Source organism: Streptomyces sp. NPDC031340, from assembly GCF_055569945.1.
Genome location: NZ_JBVIIE010000067.1, coordinates 1 through 17,674, shown reverse-complemented (window position 1 = coordinate 17,674; position 17,674 = coordinate 1). Strand labels below are relative to the sequence as shown.

General features: G+C 71.7%; 17 protein-coding genes. 6 read left to right on the top strand and 11 right to left on the bottom strand.

The features are described 5' to 3' along the window. The first annotated feature begins 87 nt into the window (after positions 1–87). Positions 88–543, top strand: a complete 456-nt coding sequence (locus ACZ5GT_RS35115) for a hypothetical protein (protein ID WP_469034570.1) — start codon at positions 88–90, stop codon at positions 541–543. A gap of 116 nt (positions 544–659) precedes the next feature. Further along, positions 660–1,391: a nucleotidyltransferase family protein gene (locus ACZ5GT_RS35110; protein WP_469034568.1), complete on the top strand. Its 732-nt coding sequence runs from the start codon at positions 660–662 to the stop codon at positions 1,389–1,391. Positions 1,392–1,547: 156 nt separating this feature from the next. Here ACZ5GT_RS35110 and ACZ5GT_RS35105 read toward each other — a convergent pair whose 3' ends face one another. From ACZ5GT_RS35105 to ACZ5GT_RS35075, 7 genes are all read right to left on the bottom strand, one after another. Continuing rightward, positions 1,548–3,266: a DoxX family protein gene (locus ACZ5GT_RS35105; protein WP_469034565.1), complete on the bottom strand. Its 1,719-nt coding sequence runs from the start codon at positions 3,264–3,266 to the stop codon at positions 1,548–1,550. Between the two features lie 118 nt (positions 3,267–3,384). Then, positions 3,385–4,323: a 23S rRNA (guanosine(2251)-2'-O)-methyltransferase RlmB gene (rlmB, locus tag ACZ5GT_RS35100; protein ID WP_469034563.1), complete on the bottom strand. Its 939-nt coding sequence runs from the start codon at positions 4,321–4,323 to the stop codon at positions 3,385–3,387. A gap of 94 nt (positions 4,324–4,417) precedes the next feature. Further along, a complete protein-coding gene (cysS, locus tag ACZ5GT_RS35095; RefSeq protein ID WP_469034560.1) occupies positions 4,418–5,815 on the bottom strand; it encodes a cysteine--tRNA ligase in 1,398 nt (465 codons plus the stop codon). Positions 5,816–5,895: 80 nt separating this feature from the next. Further along, the gene (locus tag ACZ5GT_RS35090) at positions 5,896–6,300 is read right to left on the bottom strand and encodes a PPOX class F420-dependent oxidoreductase (RefSeq protein ID WP_469034558.1); all 405 of its coding nucleotides are present in this window, start codon (positions 6,298–6,300) and stop codon (positions 5,896–5,898) included. A gap of 55 nt (positions 6,301–6,355) precedes the next feature. Next, positions 6,356–6,862 carry a 2-C-methyl-D-erythritol 2,4-cyclodiphosphate synthase gene (gene ispF, locus ACZ5GT_RS35085; protein ID WP_469034557.1) on the bottom strand — a complete coding sequence of 169 codons (507 nt, stop codon included), beginning with the start codon at positions 6,860–6,862 and terminating at the stop codon, positions 6,356–6,358. Beyond that, on the bottom strand, positions 6,849–7,604 hold the full coding sequence (gene ispD, locus ACZ5GT_RS35080; protein WP_469034555.1) for a 2-C-methyl-D-erythritol 4-phosphate cytidylyltransferase: 756 nt from the start codon (positions 7,602–7,604) through the stop codon (positions 6,849–6,851). Before ispD ends, ispF begins: the two co-directional genes overlap by 14 nt. Positions 7,605–7,913: 309 nt before the next feature. Further along, positions 7,914–8,396: a CarD family transcriptional regulator gene (locus tag ACZ5GT_RS35075; protein WP_003953493.1), complete on the bottom strand. Its 483-nt coding sequence runs from the start codon at positions 8,394–8,396 to the stop codon at positions 7,914–7,916. 612 nt (positions 8,397–9,008) lie between these two features. On the opposite strand from ACZ5GT_RS35075, the gene ACZ5GT_RS35070 reads away from it, so the two are divergent. Beyond that, positions 9,009–9,665 (top strand): copper chaperone PCu(A)C domain-containing protein, encoded by a 657-nt coding sequence (locus ACZ5GT_RS35070; RefSeq protein WP_469034552.1) that lies wholly within the window; start codon positions 9,009–9,011, stop codon positions 9,663–9,665. A gap of 126 nt (positions 9,666–9,791) precedes the next feature. Here ACZ5GT_RS35070 and phoP read toward each other — a convergent pair whose 3' ends face one another. Together phoP and phoR are read right to left on the bottom strand one after the other, a co-directional pair. Next, positions 9,792–10,463 (bottom strand): two-component system response regulator PhoP, encoded by a 672-nt coding sequence (gene phoP / locus ACZ5GT_RS35065; RefSeq protein WP_018568744.1) that lies wholly within the window; start codon positions 10,461–10,463, stop codon positions 9,792–9,794. A 5-nt stretch (positions 10,464–10,468) separates the two neighbouring features. Next, positions 10,469–11,734, bottom strand: coding sequence for a two-component system sensor histidine kinase PhoR (gene phoR / locus ACZ5GT_RS35060; RefSeq protein WP_469034550.1), 1,266 nt, complete (start codon positions 11,732–11,734; stop codon positions 10,469–10,471). Positions 11,735–11,962: 228 nt separating this feature from the next. Between phoR and phoU the strand changes: the two genes are divergently transcribed. Further along, entirely contained in the window at positions 11,963–12,652 is a 690-nt protein-coding gene (gene phoU / locus ACZ5GT_RS35055; RefSeq protein ID WP_469034548.1) for a phosphate signaling complex protein PhoU, read from the top strand. A gap of 154 nt (positions 12,653–12,806) precedes the next feature. After that, positions 12,807–12,959 (top strand): hypothetical protein, encoded by a 153-nt coding sequence (locus tag ACZ5GT_RS35050; protein WP_360744427.1) that lies wholly within the window; start codon positions 12,807–12,809, stop codon positions 12,957–12,959. Between the two features lie 370 nt (positions 12,960–13,329). On the opposite strand, the gene ACZ5GT_RS35045 is transcribed toward ACZ5GT_RS35050, so the two are convergent. Both ACZ5GT_RS35045 and ACZ5GT_RS35040 read right to left on the bottom strand, forming a co-directional pair. Continuing rightward, on the bottom strand, positions 13,330–13,944 hold the full coding sequence (locus ACZ5GT_RS35045; protein ID WP_469034544.1) for a hypothetical protein: 615 nt from the start codon (positions 13,942–13,944) through the stop codon (positions 13,330–13,332). 175 nt (positions 13,945–14,119) lie between these two features. Beyond that, the gene (locus ACZ5GT_RS35040) at positions 14,120–15,028 is read right to left on the bottom strand and encodes a hypothetical protein (protein WP_469034541.1); all 909 of its coding nucleotides are present in this window, start codon (positions 15,026–15,028) and stop codon (positions 14,120–14,122) included. A gap of 806 nt (positions 15,029–15,834) precedes the next feature. Here ACZ5GT_RS35040 and ACZ5GT_RS35035 point away from each other — a divergent pair. Then, complete coding sequence (locus ACZ5GT_RS35035; RefSeq protein ID WP_469034540.1) at positions 15,835–17,154, top strand: hypothetical protein; 1,320 nt, start codon at positions 15,835–15,837, stop codon at positions 17,152–17,154. Positions 17,155–17,674: the final 520 nt, after the last annotated feature.

The following is a 17,674-nucleotide window of genomic DNA, read 5'->3' as shown; positions in this document are numbered from 1 at the left end:
CCCGCCACCCATCGGGAAGCGCCACCCTGTCCCCCGAAACGGTGACTAAATGTCGCCAAATCATTACCGGGCGCTACCCTCACTCGCGTGAAGCACTCCACTAACCAACAGACACGACGCGGCCGGGGCCCCGCCCGCCGGGTCGGCCGCAGCCTCGCCCTCGTCCTGCCCGTCGTCCTGGTGCTCTCCGGGACCCTCGCGGTCACCCGAGTCGACTGGTCCGGGAACTCCTCGGACTCGGTGCTCACCGCCTCCGCGGCCACGGACGTCACCACGGGCGCCGCCGCGGCCCACCGTGCCCCGCAGGACCTGCTGCGCGACCGCCTCCTGGCCGAACTGCAGGAGAAGGACCCCGGCACGGTGCTCACCCACCTCCAGCAGGCCGTCAGCCGGCGGCCCTCGCTCGCCGGGCACTGCACGTCCATCGCCCGCACGCTCGGCCGCGCCGCGGTGCGCAGGTACGGGCCCTCGCGCGCGCAGTCGTACGCCCGGCCGGTGTGCGACACCTCCTTCGCCTCGGGGGTCACGGCCGCGCAGAGCTGAGCGGCCGGCCCGCAACGGCCCTCCTCCGGACCCGCCGGGTACGGAGGAGGAAAACAGCCGGTCAATGACGGCCGCCCGGCCCGGGCCGCGGGCGGGGCGCGCCGTACAGTGCGTTCATGACCGATCCGCACGTCGCCTCCCGCCCCGTCCAAGCCGTCATCCTGGCCGGAGGCCAGGGGTCCCGGCTGCGCCCCTACACCGACGACCGGCCCAAGCCGATGGTCGAGATCCCCGGTACGGGCACCCCGATCATCGGCCACCAGCTCGCCTGGCTGGCCGAGGAGGGCGTGACGGACGTGGTGGTGAGCTGTGGCCACCTCGCCGACGTCCTGGAGAAGTGGCTGGAAGACGCCGACCTGCCGGTGAACGTGACGACCGTCGTCGAGACCGAGCCGCTGGGCCGCGGCGGTGGCCTGAAGTACGCGGCCGCCCGCCTGCCCGACCCGGACCGGCCCTGGTACGCCACCAACGGCGACATCTGGACCCGCTTCTCGCTGCGCGACATGGCCGGTTTCCACGCCGAGCGCGACGCGGCCGCGACCCTCGCCCTGGCCCGGCCGCGCCTTCCCTGGGGCGCTGTGAAGACGGACGGGTTCGGGCACATCACCGACTTCATCGAGGCGCCCCCGTCGACCTTCGAGATCAACGCGGGGGTGTACGTCTTCTCCCCCGAGTTCGCCGGGATGCTTCCGGCGCGCGGCGACCACGAGCGCACCACGTTCCCGCGGCTGGCGCGGGAGCGGCGGCTGGCGGGGTTCCCGATCCCGCAGGGCGCCTACTGGCGGGCGATCGACACCGCCAAGGACCTCACCGAGGCCGCGAAGGAGCTGGCCGCCCTGGGACGCTGACGACCCGTCCCCGTACCGCGAGACGCGACGCCCCGTCCTGTCAACCACGAGACCGTGAAGGGGTCCCACCGCGTGTGACGTGCGGTGGGACCCCTTCGGTGTGCGGGCCGGTGATTCAGCCGGTGGGCCTGCCCAGCATGCCGCCCACCGGCTCGGCTACCCCAACAGGCCGCCCACGAGGCCCGGCTGGCCGGTGGAGGAGCCCGAACCCGAGCCGCCGGACGAGCCGCCGGTCGAACCGCCGGACGCGGTGCCGCCGCCCGTGGTGCCGCCGGAGGTGGGGCCGGAGCTGGTGCTCGGGGCCTGTCCGGCCGGGGCGGGCTGCTGCGGCGGGGCCTGTCCCGCGGTGCCCTGCGTCTGGCTGGGCGAGCCGCCGGTGACCGCGCCCGTCGAGCGTTCCGCGCCCGGGGTGGTCGCGGCGCCGGTGGGGTCGGTGCCGGCCGTGGCGCCCTGGGTGGGCCCGTTCGAGGCGGACGGGGACTGCCGGTGCCGCTCGCCGGGCTCCTGCGGGAGCGGGGAGCCCGGCAGCTCGTTGCGCGGGGCCTCGCCGGGTCCGGGGACGACCACGCGGCCGGCGTCGCGGACGGCCCCGCCGAGCACCGAGCCGACGAGCAGGGTGAGTCCGGTGACGATCGCGGTGACCAGGGCGCCGCGGCGCAGCACGTAGCTGCGCAGCTCCCAGATGTCGGAGCGGGGCCCGAGACGGCGCCAGGCGCTGCCCGCGAGGCGGCCGTCGATGGAGTAGACGGGCGCGCCGGCGATGATCAGCGGGGACCAGGCGGCGAGATAGATGATGTCGGGGGCGTCGTAGGCGGGGACGGTCTTCCAGCTGACGGTGACGATGAGCGCGGCCGACAGCAGGGCGCCGAAGACGGCGGCGACGCGCTGCCAGCAGCCGAGGACCGTGAGGACCCCGACGAGCACCTGGGCGAAGGCGATGACGAGTCCGGAGCCGACCGGGTGGTGCAGGGCGAACTGGCGCAGCGGCTCGGCGGCTTCCCAGGGGTGCAGGCTGTTCAGCCACTTGACCATGGAGCCGCGCTTGCCGCCGTCGAAGTAGACGGGGTCGCAGAGCTTGCCCATGCCGGCGTAGACGGAGATGAAGCCGAGGAAGATCCGTAGGGGCAGCAGGACGACGCCGAGGTTCATCCGGCGGCCGGGGAAGTAGGCGTGCCGGGCCGGGTCGTCGCCGTGGCGCCTGCCGCGCCGGCCGGCGCGGGCACCGGTCCCGGTGGCCTCTGCGTCCTCGTCGGTGTCGTCGTAGTCGTCGTAATCCCGGTACTCGGCGTGCTCGTCGTATGCGCCGTACCCGCCGGTGTCGTCGTAGGCGCCGTACCCGTCGTCCCGGTAGCGGGGCTCGTCGTACGCGCTGCCCACGGTGCGCATGTTCGGCAGCAGACGCGTCTGGCCGGGCGTGCGCTGGTGGCCGACGACGGGGGTCTCGACGGTGCGGGTCAGGGCGTCGTCGTCGTAACCGGGGTCGGCCACGACGCGCGGGATGACCTGCGTGGCCCCGGCGTCGCCGGACTGATGCTCGCCGTGCCGGACGCTGCTGCCCCGCGCGGCCTGCAGCAGGCGGTGGGCGCCGGTGTCGTCGGGGGCGGAACGGCCGCTCCAGACGACGGGGCGGCGGCGGGCGGTCGCGCCGGCGGCCGGGACTCGGGCGGTGTCCGCGCCGACGCTCGCGTGCCGTGCGCCCCGCGGCGACAGGGAACGCCGGGACGACGCGCCCAACTGCACGCGGAAGCTCGCATGATTGACGATGACCTGCGCCGGATCGCTCGGCACCTTCACCATGCTCAGCGCGGGAGAGTCGCCGGCCTGCGGCGAGCGGTCCCCCGTGGGTGTGCGGGGTGTTCTGGTGTCCACACTCATCTAACCGAGTGACGTGTGGTTAGGACACTGCCGTGACCGTCCCGAAGTGTCCGGACCGCGTCAAGCTCGCCCAAGACGCCCAGAACACCCCGATCAGGGGACGGCGTCGAACGTCCGTTCAGTCCCGGCGGCGGGCCGCCTCGTAGAGCACGATCCCCGCCGCGACACCGGCGTTGAGCGACTCCGCGCCGCCCGGCATCGGGATGCGCGCCCGGAAGTCGCAGGTCTCGCCGACCAGGCGGGACAGGCCCTTGCCCTCGCTGCCCACGACGATGACGACCGGACCGCCCAGGGCGTCCAGCTCACCGATCTCGGCCTCGCCGTCGGCGGCGAGGCCCACGACCACGAGGCCGGCCTTCTTGTACGCCTCCAGCGCGCGCGTGAGGTTGGTGGCCCGGGCGACGGGTGTGCGGGCGGCCGTGCCCGCGGACGTCTTCCAGGCGCCGGCGGTCATGCCGGCCGCCCGCCGCTCCGGCACGACCACGCCGTGGCCGCCGAAGGCGGAGACGGACCGGACCACGGCGCCGAGGTTGCGCGGGTCGGTGACGCCGTCGAGGGCGACGATCAGCGGGTCCTGGTCGTCGTCGTGGGCGGCGGCCACCAGGTCCTCGGGGTGGGCGTACTCGTACGGCGGGACCTGGAGGACCAGGCCCTGGTGGTTGAGCCCGTTGGTCATGCGGTCGAGCTCGGGGCGCGGGGCCTCCATGAGGTTGATGCCGCCGCGCTCGGCGGCGAGTTGCAGCGCCTCGCGGACCCGCTCGTCGTTGTCGATGAACTGCTGGACGTAGAGGGTGCTCGCGGGCACGCCCCCGCGCAGCGCCTCGACGACCGGGTTGCGGCCGACGACCAGCTCGGACGTCCCCTTGCCGCCCCGGCGCTGCGGCGGACGCCCCTGTGCGCGGCGCACCTTGGCCTGCGCGGCGCGCTGCTTGGCGTGCCCCTTGCGCATCTCGGCGGGCGGGGTCGGGCCCTTGCCCTCCAGGCCCCGGCGCCGCTGGCCGCCGCTGCCGACCTGCGCGCCCTTCTTGCCGGACATGCGGCGGTTGTTCGCGGCCATGACCTACCTGTCTGTCGTGAGAATGTCGTACGTACGTCTATGCAGTGTGCCGCCCGGGAGGCCGGGCGGCACAGTCGATCTTCGGTGCTGCGCGTCAGCGCGCGCCGAGGTTCCAGCGCGGCCCCTGCGGGCTGTCCTCGATGGTGAGGCCCGCCTGGCCGAGTTGGTCGCGCAGGGCGTCGGCGGTGGCCCAGTCCTTGCGGGAGCGGGCCGCCTCGCGCTGGTCGAGGACCATGCGGACGAGGCTGTCGACGACGCCGTGCAGGTCCTCGCCGCGGTCGGCCTCGCCGGCCCAGTGCGCGTCGAGGGGGTCCAGGCCGAGGACGCCGAGCATGGCGCGCACCTCGGCGAGGCGGGCCACGGCGGCTTCCTTGTCGTCGGCGGCGAGGGCGGAGTTGCCCTGCCGGACGGTGGTGTGCAGCACGGCGAGGGCCTGCGGCACGCCGAAGTCGTCGTCCATCGCCTCGGCGAAGGCGGGCGGCACGTCGGCGGCCGGCTCGACGGTGCCCGCCTTCTCCACCACGCGCTGGATGAAGCCCTCGATCCGCGCGAACGCCGACTCGGCCTCGCGCAGCGACTCCTCGCTGTACTCGATCATCGAACGGTAGTGCGGGGTGCCGAGGTAGTAGCGCAGCACGATCGGGCGCCAGTGCTTGACCATCTCGCTGACCAGCACCGAGTTGCCGAGCGACTTGGACATCTTGTCGCCCGCGATGGTGACCCAGGCGTTGTGCAGCCAGTACCGGGCGAACTCGTCGCCGAAGGCCTTGGCCTGGGCGATCTCGTTCTCGTGGTGCGGGAAGATCAGGTCCAGGCCGCCGCCGTGGATGTCGAAGGCGGAGCCGAGGTACTTGTGGGCCATCGCCGAGCACTCCAGGTGCCAGCCGGGACGGCCGCGCCCCCACGGGGTGGGCCAGGTGGGCTCGCCCGGCTTGGCGGCCTTCCACATGGCGAAGTCCCGCGGGTCCCGCTTGCCGGTCTCGCCCTCCCCCGACGGCTGGAGCAGGTTGTCCAGCTCCTGCCGGGACAGCTCCAGGTAGCCGGGGAAGGAGCGCACGTCGAAGTAGACATTGCCGTCGGCCTCGTAGGCGTGACCGCGCTCGATGAGCCGCTGCATCATCTCGACCATCTCGGTCACGTGCCCGGTGGCGCGGGGCTCGTACGTCGGCGGCAGGCAGCCGAGCGCGTTGTAGCCGTCGTTGAACGCGCCCTCGTTCTCGTAGCCGATGGACCACCACGGGCGGCCCTGCTCCTGGGCCTTCGCGATGATCTTGTCGTCGATGTCCGTGACGTTCCTGATGAAGGTCACGTCATAGCCGCGGTACTCGAACCAGCGGCGCATGATGTCGAAGTTGAGGTACGAGCGGACGTGCCCGATGTGGGGCGGCGCCTGCACGGTGGCACCGCACAGGTAGATCGAGACACAGCCCGGCGTGAGCGGGGCGAAGTCGCGGATCTGCCGGGCGTTGGTGTCGTACAGGCGAATCGTCACCACTCCAGGGTAGTGGGCGCGGGGCAGTGCCCCACTACCCCTGGCTCAAGGAGGACGCTTTCGTGACCTGTGCGGGGCGCTCAGACGTTGCCGACCACCTTCCGCGGGACGATCCGTACGACGACCCGTTCGGCGTCCTGCGCGGACGCCGGGTTGAACTCGGCGTACTCCTTGCCGGTGTACTTCAGCGAGAGCCGGTCGATGAGCTCCTGCCCGCCCTCGGTGGTCAGCTCCGCGTGGCCCCTGATCTCCGCGTACTCGTACGGGGAGTCGGGGATCTGGACGACGACGCTGACACGCGGGTCGCGGTCCAGGTTCCGCTTCTTACGGCGGTCCGCGGTCGTGGAGATGAGGAGGTCGTCCCCGTCGCGCGCCACCCAGACGGGGGAGAGCTGGGGGCTGCCGTCGGGCTGGATCGTGCCGACGTTCACGAAGACGGGGCTGTCGAGCAGTTCCTTGAGCCGGTCGGACAGTACGGCTGACATGGGGCACCCTCCGTGGACCTGGGTCGTTTCCCGGGAACGGGTACCCCGTCGGCCGTCAGCTCACCCGTACCACCAGCGCGGTGGCGATCGCCATCAGCCCCTCGCCCCGCCCCGGGAAGCCGAGCCCGTCGGTGGTCGCCCCGGACACCGACACCGGCGCCCCGGCCGCCTCGGACAGGATCCTCTGGGCCTCCTCGCGCCGCTTGCCGATCTTCGGGCGGGGGCCCACCACCTGCACGGCGACGTTGCCGATCCGGAAGCCCGCCGCGCGCACGATCCGCGCGGCCTCGGTCAGCAGCGTCACCCCGGACGCGCCCGACCACTCGGGGCGCCCGGTGCCGAAGTGCTGCCCCAGGTCACCGAGTCCGGCGGCGGAGAACAGCGCGTTGCAGGCCGCGTGCGCGACGACGTCCGCGTCGGAGTGGCCGGCCAGTCCCGGCCCCTCGCCCTCCCACTTCAGGCCCGCGCACCACAGCTCGCGGCCCTCCTCGAAGGCGTGGATGTCGGTGCCGATGCCGACCTGGGGAAGCAGGACCCCGTCGATCCCGTCAGAAGAAGCCATCGTTGAGCCTCCTGCGGGCCAGGACCGCCTCCGCGAGGACCAGGTCGAGCGGGCGGGTGACCTTGAAGGCCTCCTCGTGGCCCGGCACGGCCACCACCGTCAGCCCGAGCCGCTCCACCATGCCGGCGTCGTCGGTGACATCGTCGGTGACCGTCTCGTGCGCCCGGACCAGCGTCGCCCGGTCGAAGCCCTGGGGCGTCTGGACGGCGCGCAGCCGGGCCCGCACCGGGGTGGCCACCACCGGCTCCGGGTCCCCGGGGACGGCGGCCGGCTCGACCTCCTTCACGGTGTCCGCGAGGGGCAGCGCGGGGACGACGGCCGGGGCGCCGGCGCGCACCGTCTCGATGACCGCGTCCACGGTGTCCACCGGCACCAGCGGCCGCGCCGCGTCGTGCACCAGCACGATGTCGTATTCGGGCGGCAGCGCGTCCAGGCCGAGCTTCACGGACTCCTGGCGGCTCTCCCCTCCGGGGACCACCAGGAAGTCGGTCCGGTCGGGCAGCGCGTGCGCGTCGAGCAGCGACTTGACCTCGGCGACGCCCTCGGGCGGGGCCACGACGACGACCAGGGACACGGCGCGGGAGGCGGCCATCGCGCGTACCGCATGGATGAGCATGGGGGTGCCGCCCAGTGCGCGGAGCGCCTTGGGGGCGCCCGGACCGAGGCGTACGCCCCGGCCGGCGGCCGGAATCACGGCTGCCGTACGCAGCTCCGTGGGCGAAGGGCGCGAATCGTCAGACATCGGTTCCTGTCAGGTTTGTGTGCCGGCCCGGCTTGGGTATGGCAGGGGAAGTGCCGGGCACGACGCCTTGACCGGACCCTTCCGTGACACTGGTCGAGCCGATGCCCGGGCCCGGCACGGCGAGTATCGACACCAAGTATCGGGGGAAGTCTCCCCGATTGGTGTCGAGAGGTGTACAGACGGCGCAGGTGTACAGACGGCGTCCGGGTACGGACATGCCGCAGCGCCCGGCGACGGGAAAACGTCATCGGGCACCGCGGCATTCGCATGTTCCGAGTGCTGAAGCGGGCTCGCGCCTGCGTCAGGCGTTCAGGACGCGAGAACCTCGTCGAGCAGGGCCTCGGCCTTGTCCTCGTTCGTGTTCTCCGCGAGGGCGAGCTCGCTCACCAGGATCTGGCGTGCCTTGGCGAGCATGCGCTTCTCACCGGCGGAGAGTCCGCGCTCACGCTCACGACGCCACAGGTCACGCACGACTTCCGCGACCTTGATGACATCGCCGGAGGCGAGCTTCTCCAGATTTGCCTTGTAGCGGCGCGACCAGTTCGTGGGCTCCTCGGCGTACGGCGCGCGCAGCACCTCGAAGACCCGGTCCAGCCCGTCCTGACCGACCACATCACGCACGCCGACGAACTCCGCATTGTCCGCTGGCACACGTACCGTCAGGTCACCCTGGGCGACCTTCAGCACCAAGTAGGTCTTGTCCACGCCTTTGATCTGGCGAGTTTCGATGGCCTCGATCAGCGCGGCCCCGTGATGGGGATAGACCACGGTGTCGCCAACCTTGAACGTCATGTGACAGGTACCCCTTCCGTGGCTATCCAGGGTAACACGGAAACCGCGCGTTCTGAATGGCGTTTCCGCAGGTCAGGGCATATCTCAGGGCTTGACAACAGCAACCGGAACGTGCTGCGCGGGGCCGGCGGGAGAAGGTATTCGCAGGTCGGAGCCGCTGTCCGGGGCAGGCGAAACGCGTACGTTACACGCGTCCGGGGGCCCGCCGGAGCGTCCGAACGTCCCCAAATGTCTGGTTCCACACGTGCGACTTCCGCTACTCCGTTCGGCAGACCGGAGTCGGCTGTGAGACGTTTCCGGAATTGATCACGGACACCCGGCCGGGTGGTCTGTGATCGATTTCCGGGCCGCCGCGCATTCCTTCACGGAAATTTTGCGAGCCGGCTTATGTGAATGCCGTACGGGCGTCACGGCAATGTGACTGGTGAGTCGCATGTGGCAGGTGATGTGACCGTGAGACCGATGAAGCGTTACGCCCCGCGGAGGGAAGACGGGGCCTTGGGGGAGGGTCGGGTGCGGGCCCCGGGGAACGGCTCGGTAACCTGAGGCCGCTGACAGACACTTAGGGCGGCTTTATGGTCGCCACGCTCGAGTCAAGGAGTTGCCGCCGCCGTGAGCAGCAGCCTTCGACGCGGCGCCCTCGCCGCCTCCGCCATCGCGATCTCGTTCGCCTCGCTCGCCGCGTGCGCAGCGGGCAACAACGCCCAGACGCTGCAGATCAAGCCGGACAACGCGGCGACCGCAGTCGGTGACCTCAGGCTCCAGAACGTCCTGATCATCACGCAGCCCGACCGTGAGACCACGGGCCCGGCCGTGATCTCCGCGACCGTGTTCAACACGGGCGACAGCGATCAGACGCTGGACTCCGTCACGCTGCCCGGCACCAGCACGTCCGCCCGGATCAAGCCCGCCGAGGGCACCGGTCCGCTGACCGTCCCGGCCCACGGCTCCGTCGTGATCGGCGGCAGGGGCAACGCCTCCGCCGTCCTGACGAGCAGCCGCGAGGCCGTCCAGGACGGCAACGCGCAGAAGATCACCTTCACCTTCAGCAAGACGGGCGAGATCAGCCTGCGCGCGTTCGTCGTCCCGGCCGAGAGCTACTTCTCCTCCTGGGGCCCGAGCGAGACCCCCTCGCCGACCGCCACGGCCACCGAGACGCCGTCCGCGTCCGCCTCGGCCTCCGCGTCGGCCTCGTCGAGCCAGTCGCCGTCCGCCGGGGCCACCGCGACCGGTACGGCCACCGCGAGCGCCACGGCCACGGCCGGCTGAGCAGCCGTACGCCGAAGGGCGGGACCTCCCCGGGAGGTCCCGCCCTTCGGCATGTCCCGCACGGCCGGCGACCTGGTTGGCCCAGGTGGTACGGCGCTGCGAGGTCGGCGGCTCGGGGTCCGCGGTCTACGGCTCGAACTTGTAGCCGAGGCCGCGGACCGTGACCAGGTAGCGCGGCGCGCCCGGGTCCGGCTCGATCTTCGCCCGCAGCCGCTTGACGTGGACGTCGAGGGTCTTGGTGTCGCCGACGTAGTCGGCGCCCCACACCCGGTCGATGAGCTGCATACGGGTCAGCACCCGGCCGGCGTTGCGCAGCAGCATCTCCAGCAGGTCGAACTCCTTCAGCGGCAGGTCGACCTTGGAGCCGGAGACCGTCACCACGTGCCGGTCGACGTCCATCCGGACCGGGCCCGCCTCCAGCGCGGCCGGCGTGACCTCCTCCGGCTCGCCCCGGCGGCGCAGCACCGCCCGGATGCGGGCGACCAGTTCCCGCGAGGAGAACGGCTTGGTGACGTAGTCGTCGGCGCCTATCTCCAGGCCGACGACCTTGTCGATCTCGCTGTCCTTGGCCGTCACCATGATCACGGGGACGTTGGAGCGGCCGCGCAGCTGACGGCACACCTCCGTACCGGGCAGACCCGGCAGCATCAGGTCGAGGAGGACGAGGTCGGCGCCGTTGCGCTCGAACTCGTCGAGTCCGTCGGGCCCGGTGGCCGCCACGGCGACCTCGAAGCCCTCCTTGCGGAGCATGTACGACAGGGCGTCGGAGAAGGACTCCTCGTCCTCGACGACGAGCACACGGGTCACGGAAGGACCTCCGGAGCGGGAAGCGGTTCGTACGGGGTGGTGTCAGGAGATACATCGAGGGACTGCCCGGTCTCGTCATCGTGACCGGGGTGCTCGTGCGCGCGGTCGCGGGCGGCGCCCGCCTCCGGCAGTCGCAGGGTGAACGTGGAGCCCTGTCCCTCGGAACTCCACACCGTGACCTCCCCGCCGTGCGAGGCGGCCACGTGCTTGACGATCGCCAGGCCCAGGCCGGTGCCTCCGGTGGCGCGGGAGCGGGCCGGGTCGACGCGGTAGAAGCGCTCGAAGATGCGCTCCTTGTCCTTGTCGGAGATGCCGATGCCCTGGTCGGTGACGGCGATCTCGATGCTGTCGCCGCCGGGTCCGACCACCCGGCGGGCGGCGATGCCGACGCGGGTGCGGGCGGGCGAGTAGTTGACGGCGTTCTCGACGAGGTTGCCCAGGGCAGCGGCGAGCTGGCCGCGGTGGCCCCACACCCGCAGGCCGGCCGTGCCGCCGGAGGCCATCGTGATCTGCTTGGCGCCGGCCGCGTGCCGGCAGCGGTCGACGGCCTCGGCGACCAGTTCGTCGACCCGGACCGGTTCGGCGTCCTCGAGCGGGTCGTCGTTCTGCACCCTCGACAGGTCGATGAGCTCCTGCACCAGGCTGGTCAGCCGGGTCGCCTCGATCTGCATGCGGCCGGCGAAGCGCTGCACCGCCTCGGGGTCGTCGGAGGCGTCCATCACGGCCTCGGACAGCAGGGAGAGCGCGCCGACCGGGGTCTTGAGCTCGTGACTGACGTTCGCCACGAAGTCGCGCCGGACCGCCTCGATGCGGCGGGCCTCGGTGAGGTCCTCGACGAGCAGCAGCACCAGCCGGGAGCCGAGCGGGGCCACCCGCGCGGAGACGGCGAGGGCTTCCCCGCGTCCGGTCCCGCGTCTGGGCAGGTCGAGCTCGACCTGCCGTATCTCACCGTCCCGCCGGGTGTCCCGGGCCATCTGCAGCATCGGCTCGATGGAGAGCCGGCCGCCGCGGACCAGTCCCAGGGCGTACGCCGCCGAGCTGGCCTTGACGACGGCGTCGGCCTCGTCGAGGACCACGGCGGACGACCGGAGCACGGACAGGACGGTGTCCACGCCAGGCGGTAGCACCGGGTCGGTGTGCAGAGAGGTGCGGGTGGGGCGTTTCAGCTCCCGCTCGCTCCAGCGGAACGCCAGCATGGCGATCACACCGGTGAGCACACCGGCGATCGCTGCCGCTGCGGCGACCGCCGCGTTCACGTCCATGCGTCCAGGTTAGGCATGGGGTCAGACATGCCCACAGCCGTCGCGGTGCGACCTCGGACACTCGTCGCCCAGAGTTCACCTTGGAGCCAGGGATGGTTCATTTGTGGTGCCGGAAACGGACGCGTACGGGCCGGAACGTGGGAGCGTGGGGTGCGAAGCGCCGGTTTCGCGCCGGGCACCGGCCCCCGGGCAGCCCCCGGATGAACACGTACGAGAGGGAATGCGAAGATGCGGGACGCGTACCACGAGGAACTGGATTCGATCGGCGACGGTCTGGTGGAGATGGCCCGGCTGGTCGGGTCGGCGATCGGGCGCGCCACGACCGCGATCCTCGACGCCGATCTGAAGCTGGCCGAGAGCGTCATCGAGGCCGACAAGAAGGTGGACGAGCTCCACCACGAGCTGGAGGCCCGCGCCATCGCGCTGCTGGCCCGCCAGCAGCCGGTGGCGACGGATCTCCGGATCGTCGTCACCAGCCTGCGGATGTCCGCCGACCTGGAGCGCTCGGGCGACCTCGCCCAGCACGTGGCGAAGCTGGCCCGGCTGCGCTTCCCCGAGCGCGCGGTGCCGCGGGACCTGCACGCCACGATCCTGGAGATGGGCCAGCTCGCGCAGCGCCTGATGGCGAAGGCGGCGGAGTGCATCATCACCAAGGACGTCGACCTGGCGCTGCAGCTGGAGGCGGACGACGACGCGATGGACCTGCTGCACCGCACGCTGTTCCAGCACCTGATCGACGACCGCTGGAAGCACGGCATCGAGACGGCGGTGGACGTCACCCTGCTCGGCCGCTACTACGAGCGGTTCGCCGACCACGCGGTGGCGGTCGCCAAGCGGGTGGTGTTCCTGGTCACCGGCGAGCACGCGGACGAACTGCAGGCGGACGTCCAGCCGGTGACGGGCGGCGAAGGGGCGTAGCCCTTCGGGGACGGGGCCTTCGGGGGCGCAACGCATGGGCGCCCCCCTCCGGTCGCCCTGACCGGGCGGTGTGCGCCGTTGCCTCCGTGCGCCGTTGATGCGCCCAGGGGGGCGGGGATGCAATGGGCACAGGCACTCGCCTAGAGGAGGACCCATGGCCGAAGCCCCCATCACGCCCGACCCCACGCAGGAGCGCGAGACGGACCAGCCCGCCGAAGCCCGGAGCCTCCCGCTCTTCGGCGCGTGCGGCTGCGGCTCGGGCTGCGGCTGCGGCTGCCAGTCGGGCGGCGCGTGTCAGTGCGGCTGACGACGCCGCACGGCACATAGGACGACGAGGGGGTCCCGGCACCTGACGGCCGGGGCCCCCTCGTACGCTGTGCCCGCCGGTCAGGTCAGAGAGTGAGGCGAACGGCGTTCCCCTGCCCCAGCAGACGGTCGACGTGTTCGTCCCAGTAGCGCGTCAGCGCGGGCACGTACCGCTGCTCGACGGGCTCACCGGACCGCACGCCCTCCAACGTCGGCCCGGCGCAGTCGGGCCGGCCGGCCACGTGAGACCGAGCGTCCCGGCGTCGAACGGCTCGGTGGCCGAGTCCACGTCGAACCGCACGAACAGCGCGTCACCGCCGCCCAGCCCGAAGAGGTCGCGGCAGCAGGCGGCGCCGAGACCGGCGCACCCCTCATCGGCGGCCGTCCCGTCGACGCTCGCTGCGCCGCAGTGCGCGGCGCTGCTTTCCCGGCAGGGTGGCGGCCAACTCGCCCACCGGGGCGACATCATGGCAGTCGCCGTCCCGGCCGCCCCGGCACCACCACACCGGCGGGTCCGCCGCATCCGTTTCGCCCCGGTACCAGTCATCAGCGGTACCGGCGGGACGCGGATGCATGCCGATCCTGTGTTCCCGGCAGGTCGGCCAGACCTGCCACAGCAGTTCCATGACGGTCTCCTGCGCGGCAGCCGCGACCACGGTCAGGACCGCCGCCGCATCGTCCGGCTCCGGCGGGTCGCCCTCCTCCAGGTCACAGGCGTTCACCTGATTCCCGTGCCAACGGCCGTCCGCCATCGCCACGTAGACCTGGTCCCCGTCGTCGATCCCGCCCGGTGACGAAGGCCGCCGGGACGGCACGACCATCAGCACCAGCGCGTCCCGGCCCGGCAAGGTCGCCGCCAGGTCCCGGTTGACCACAGCGAGCGCGGCCTCCAGCTTCGGCCACTCGCCGGGCTCGGCCCGCCTGGGCTCCGGGAAAGGCCGCCGGTCATGACCGTCACCGAGGCCGACATACGAGAAGTAGTGCACTCAGGCATCGTCCCAGCCGACGCCGCAGGGACACCGGCGGCCCCGGCGGTGGGTCACCGGAACCGTGTGCCGCGCCAGGGCCTTCGGCTTCTGGCGCGGCATGGGGCCTGCGGAGGAGCAGCGTTGTGCCGGCACAGGTCGCTGCCCTCCCGTCCGGAACGAAAGGGTGCGGAGATCAGCCGACGCAGCCGGGGACCGGTGTCGGGCTGTTGAGGCAGTTGTTCGGCTTGTTGGCGGCCACCAGGCTGGCACGCAGGGTCACGGTGCCGCCGTTGTTGTAGATGCCGCCCGGGTTCGTACCGCTTGCCGAGTTGTTGACGATGGCGCTGGCGGTCACCGTGGAGGTGCCACCGGCGGCGGCGGGTACACCGTTGGCCAGGCCCCCGCCGCCGTTCGGCGCCGTGTTGTTCATGATGCTGGTGCCGCTGACCGTCAGTGTCCCGATGTTGGCGATGCCGCCGCCGACGTTGCCGGCCGTGTTGCCGCTGATCTGGGAGGCGGTGACGGACGCCGTGCTGTCACTGACGACGGCGCCGCCGTTCTGGGTCGCGCTGTTGCCCGTGAAGACGCTGGCGCTGATCTGTGCCTGGGATCCCCTGAACACACTGACGCCACCGCCGAACGCGGCGTGGTTGTTCCTGATCACACTGGCGGCGAGGTTCAGGCTGCCGTTGCCGGTGACGACGATGGCGCCGCCGGCTCCGTTCGCGATCGAGCTGCCCGTGGCGTCACCGTTGCTGAGGACGATCTCTCGGAGGGTCAGGGAGCCGCCGTTGACCGTGAGTATGCGGAACGTCCCCGACACCCGGCTGATGGTGGCGCCATTGCCGTTGATGACGATCGGCGAGGTGATGGCGGGCAGTTCGGCGGTCAGCCGGTACGGGCAGCTGGGCGCCAGGTTGAGGGTGTCGCTGCCGGGCGTGCCGTTGGCCGTGTTGATGGCGGACTTCAGGGCGGCCTCGCTGCACGCCACGGTCAGTGTCGCGGCCGAGGCGACAGGAGCCAGGGCCAGGGGGACGAGCGTTGCGGCGGTGCCTGCGCAGAGCACCTGGGCGGACCGGACGCAGAATTTACGCGTGAACATGCCACTCCTTTTGGGGACGCCTGCCGCGGACGAAGAGGCACGAGACGGCCTCGTGCGGCGCCGCGGCGAAGATGTTGTGCGAAAGGTGCCCGACACGCCGTACAGCATCACGAATAACCTCCCGGTTTACATCTAATGGCCCTATTCAGTGCGTTCGGGCCGGTGGAGAGGCCGGTCCCCGAGACCCCTGTTGTCGTGAACGGCGTTCATGAGCACACCTCCGGCCGCACGCGCACAACGGGCGCGGCGGCGCCGCGGCGGCCTCCTGGCGATGCGCCGTACGAGGGATGCGCGCATGACACGGCGTCAGGTGCCGTGGCCGGTGGTGGGCGGCGTGGGTAACTGGGTTTCCTTGCACCGGAGAAGCCGCTCTTCCGGTACGGACGGCACATGGCGATGCGCCCAGGGCGTGTGTGTCCTCGGGACAGCCGTCGTAGGCAGGCGCGGCGTCGGCCGGTGCCGTCACCGGGCGAACCGATCCGTGGTTCGCCGACCGCTTTGGAGGCTTTGTGCAAGTCTTCCGTGGCCTGCGCTCGTTCTCGGCCCTCGCAGCGCTGGGCGTGGCCCTGGCTGTCTTCCCCGCATGGTCCCCCACGCCCGCCGCCGGCGCCGCTCTCGAGCGCACGGGGCGGGAGCGGCCGGTCCGGTCACCCGACTCGGGACCCGCGCTGCACCACGACACCTCGCCGCCCTTGCGCACGCTGGCGCAGACGCCCGCCCAGGTTCCGCCCGCGCCACCCACCGCACCTCGTCCCAGGAGGCTGCCGCCTTCCACTCTCCCCGGGCGAGCCGCCCCGGATCCGGTGGTGCAGCGGCACCAGGGCAGCCGGTCCCCGGTCCAGCTGCGCCGCAACTTCGAGGGCATCTCCCAGGGCGGCACCCATCCGCCGGACCCGAACGCCTCGGTGGGCACCAGCCAGATCATGCAGGTCACCAACATCGAACTCGCGATCTACTCCAAGAGCGGGAGCACGCTGCTGGGGCCGACCCCGACCAACACCCTGTGGGAGGGCTTCGGGGGACCCTGCGAGACCGGGTTCAACGTGGACCCCGTCGTCCGCTGGGACACCCTCGCCCACCGCTGGGTCTTCACCCAGTTCTCCTACCCGGAGAAGCGGCTGTGCGTGGCCGTCTCCACCACGTCGGACGCGACGGGCTCCTACCACCGCTACGCCTTCGGGTACCAGTACGACCCCGACTACGAGAAGGTCGCGGTGTGGCCCGACGCCTACTACGTGACCATCAACCCCGTCGGTCTCGACATGAAGGAGGCGTGCGCCTGGGACCGCAGCAGGATGCTGCGTGGTCAGGACGCCGACCAGCAGTGCTACTACCTCCCGGTGAACCCCATCCCGCTGGCCTCCGACCTCGACGGCACGAATCCGCCCCCGCTCGGCGAGCCGAACACGCTGGTCACCCTGGGCGACGACGACAGGTCCCTGGACTACTTCCGCTTCCACGTCGACTGGAGGAACCAGGCCGCCACCTCCGTGACCGGCCCGAGGAGGTTGAGTGTGGCTCCCTTCACCCGCGCGTGTGAGCGCACCAATGTCAACGGGCGAATGTGCGTCCCGCAGGCCGATACCACGCAGAAGCTGGACTCACTCTCCCTCTGGCCGATGTACCGGCTCGCCTACCGCAACATCGGCGGCCGCGAGTCGCTGGTGTTCAACCACTCGGTCGACGCGCGCGGCGCCGTGGGCGTGCGCTGGTACGAGCTGCGGCTGCGCAACGGCCGGCCGGTGGTGAAGCAGCAGAGCACCTACGCTCCGGACCCCACCTACCGGTGGATGGGCTCCATCGCCCAGAACCGGGTGGGTGACATCGCGCTGGGTTACTCGCAGTCGTCCTCCCAGGACCATCCCTCGATCCGCGTCACCGGACGTCTGGCCGGCGACCGGCCGGACCGGATGACGTTCCGCGAGACCACGGTATGGACCGGCTCGGCCTCCCAGACCGAAGACGACCGCTGGGGCGACTACACCTCCATGGCCATCGACCCGTCGGACGACTGCACCTTCTGGTACACCAACCAGTACCAGGCGTCCGAAAGCGCCGATGACTGGCACACCCGGATCGCCTCCTTCCGGCTCTCCGACTGCCGCGACCACCAGCACCGTTCCTGAGCGACCCCACGCCGGACGGCGCGCCGCCGTCCGCCCCGCGCCCGGACGCCACGCACGGCGTCCGGGCGCACGCCTGTCCGTGACCACTCCCCTTGTCCGGCCGGAACAGCCGCATGACGGTGAGCGGAGAGGGGGTCCGCGCCGGGGCGCGGGAGAGCACACGTGGGTTCGTGTACGCCGCGGCCGGCTGGCCACACCTTTCACTACACAGACCCGTCACTCACAGTGGTCACACCACAGAAGTTGAGCCAGAACCGGATCGGGTTCTGGTCCACTTCTTGTGGTGTGGTGACGGGTTGTCACGAGGTAGGGGTGTGATGGTTCACCGCCGCGGCGACAGGCCATGGTGCCCGAAGCTTCGCAGTGGTCTCCCGAGGGGGATGGGGAGCAGGGCTGGGCGCACCGGACCCGCGTTTTGAGGGGGAGTGCGTGGTCGTTGTGGTCGCTGCGGCCCGGGCAGGGTGCCGGGGCCGCAGTGAGGGCTTGCGGCGGCGGGTGTTACTGCTTGGCGGTGGGTTCC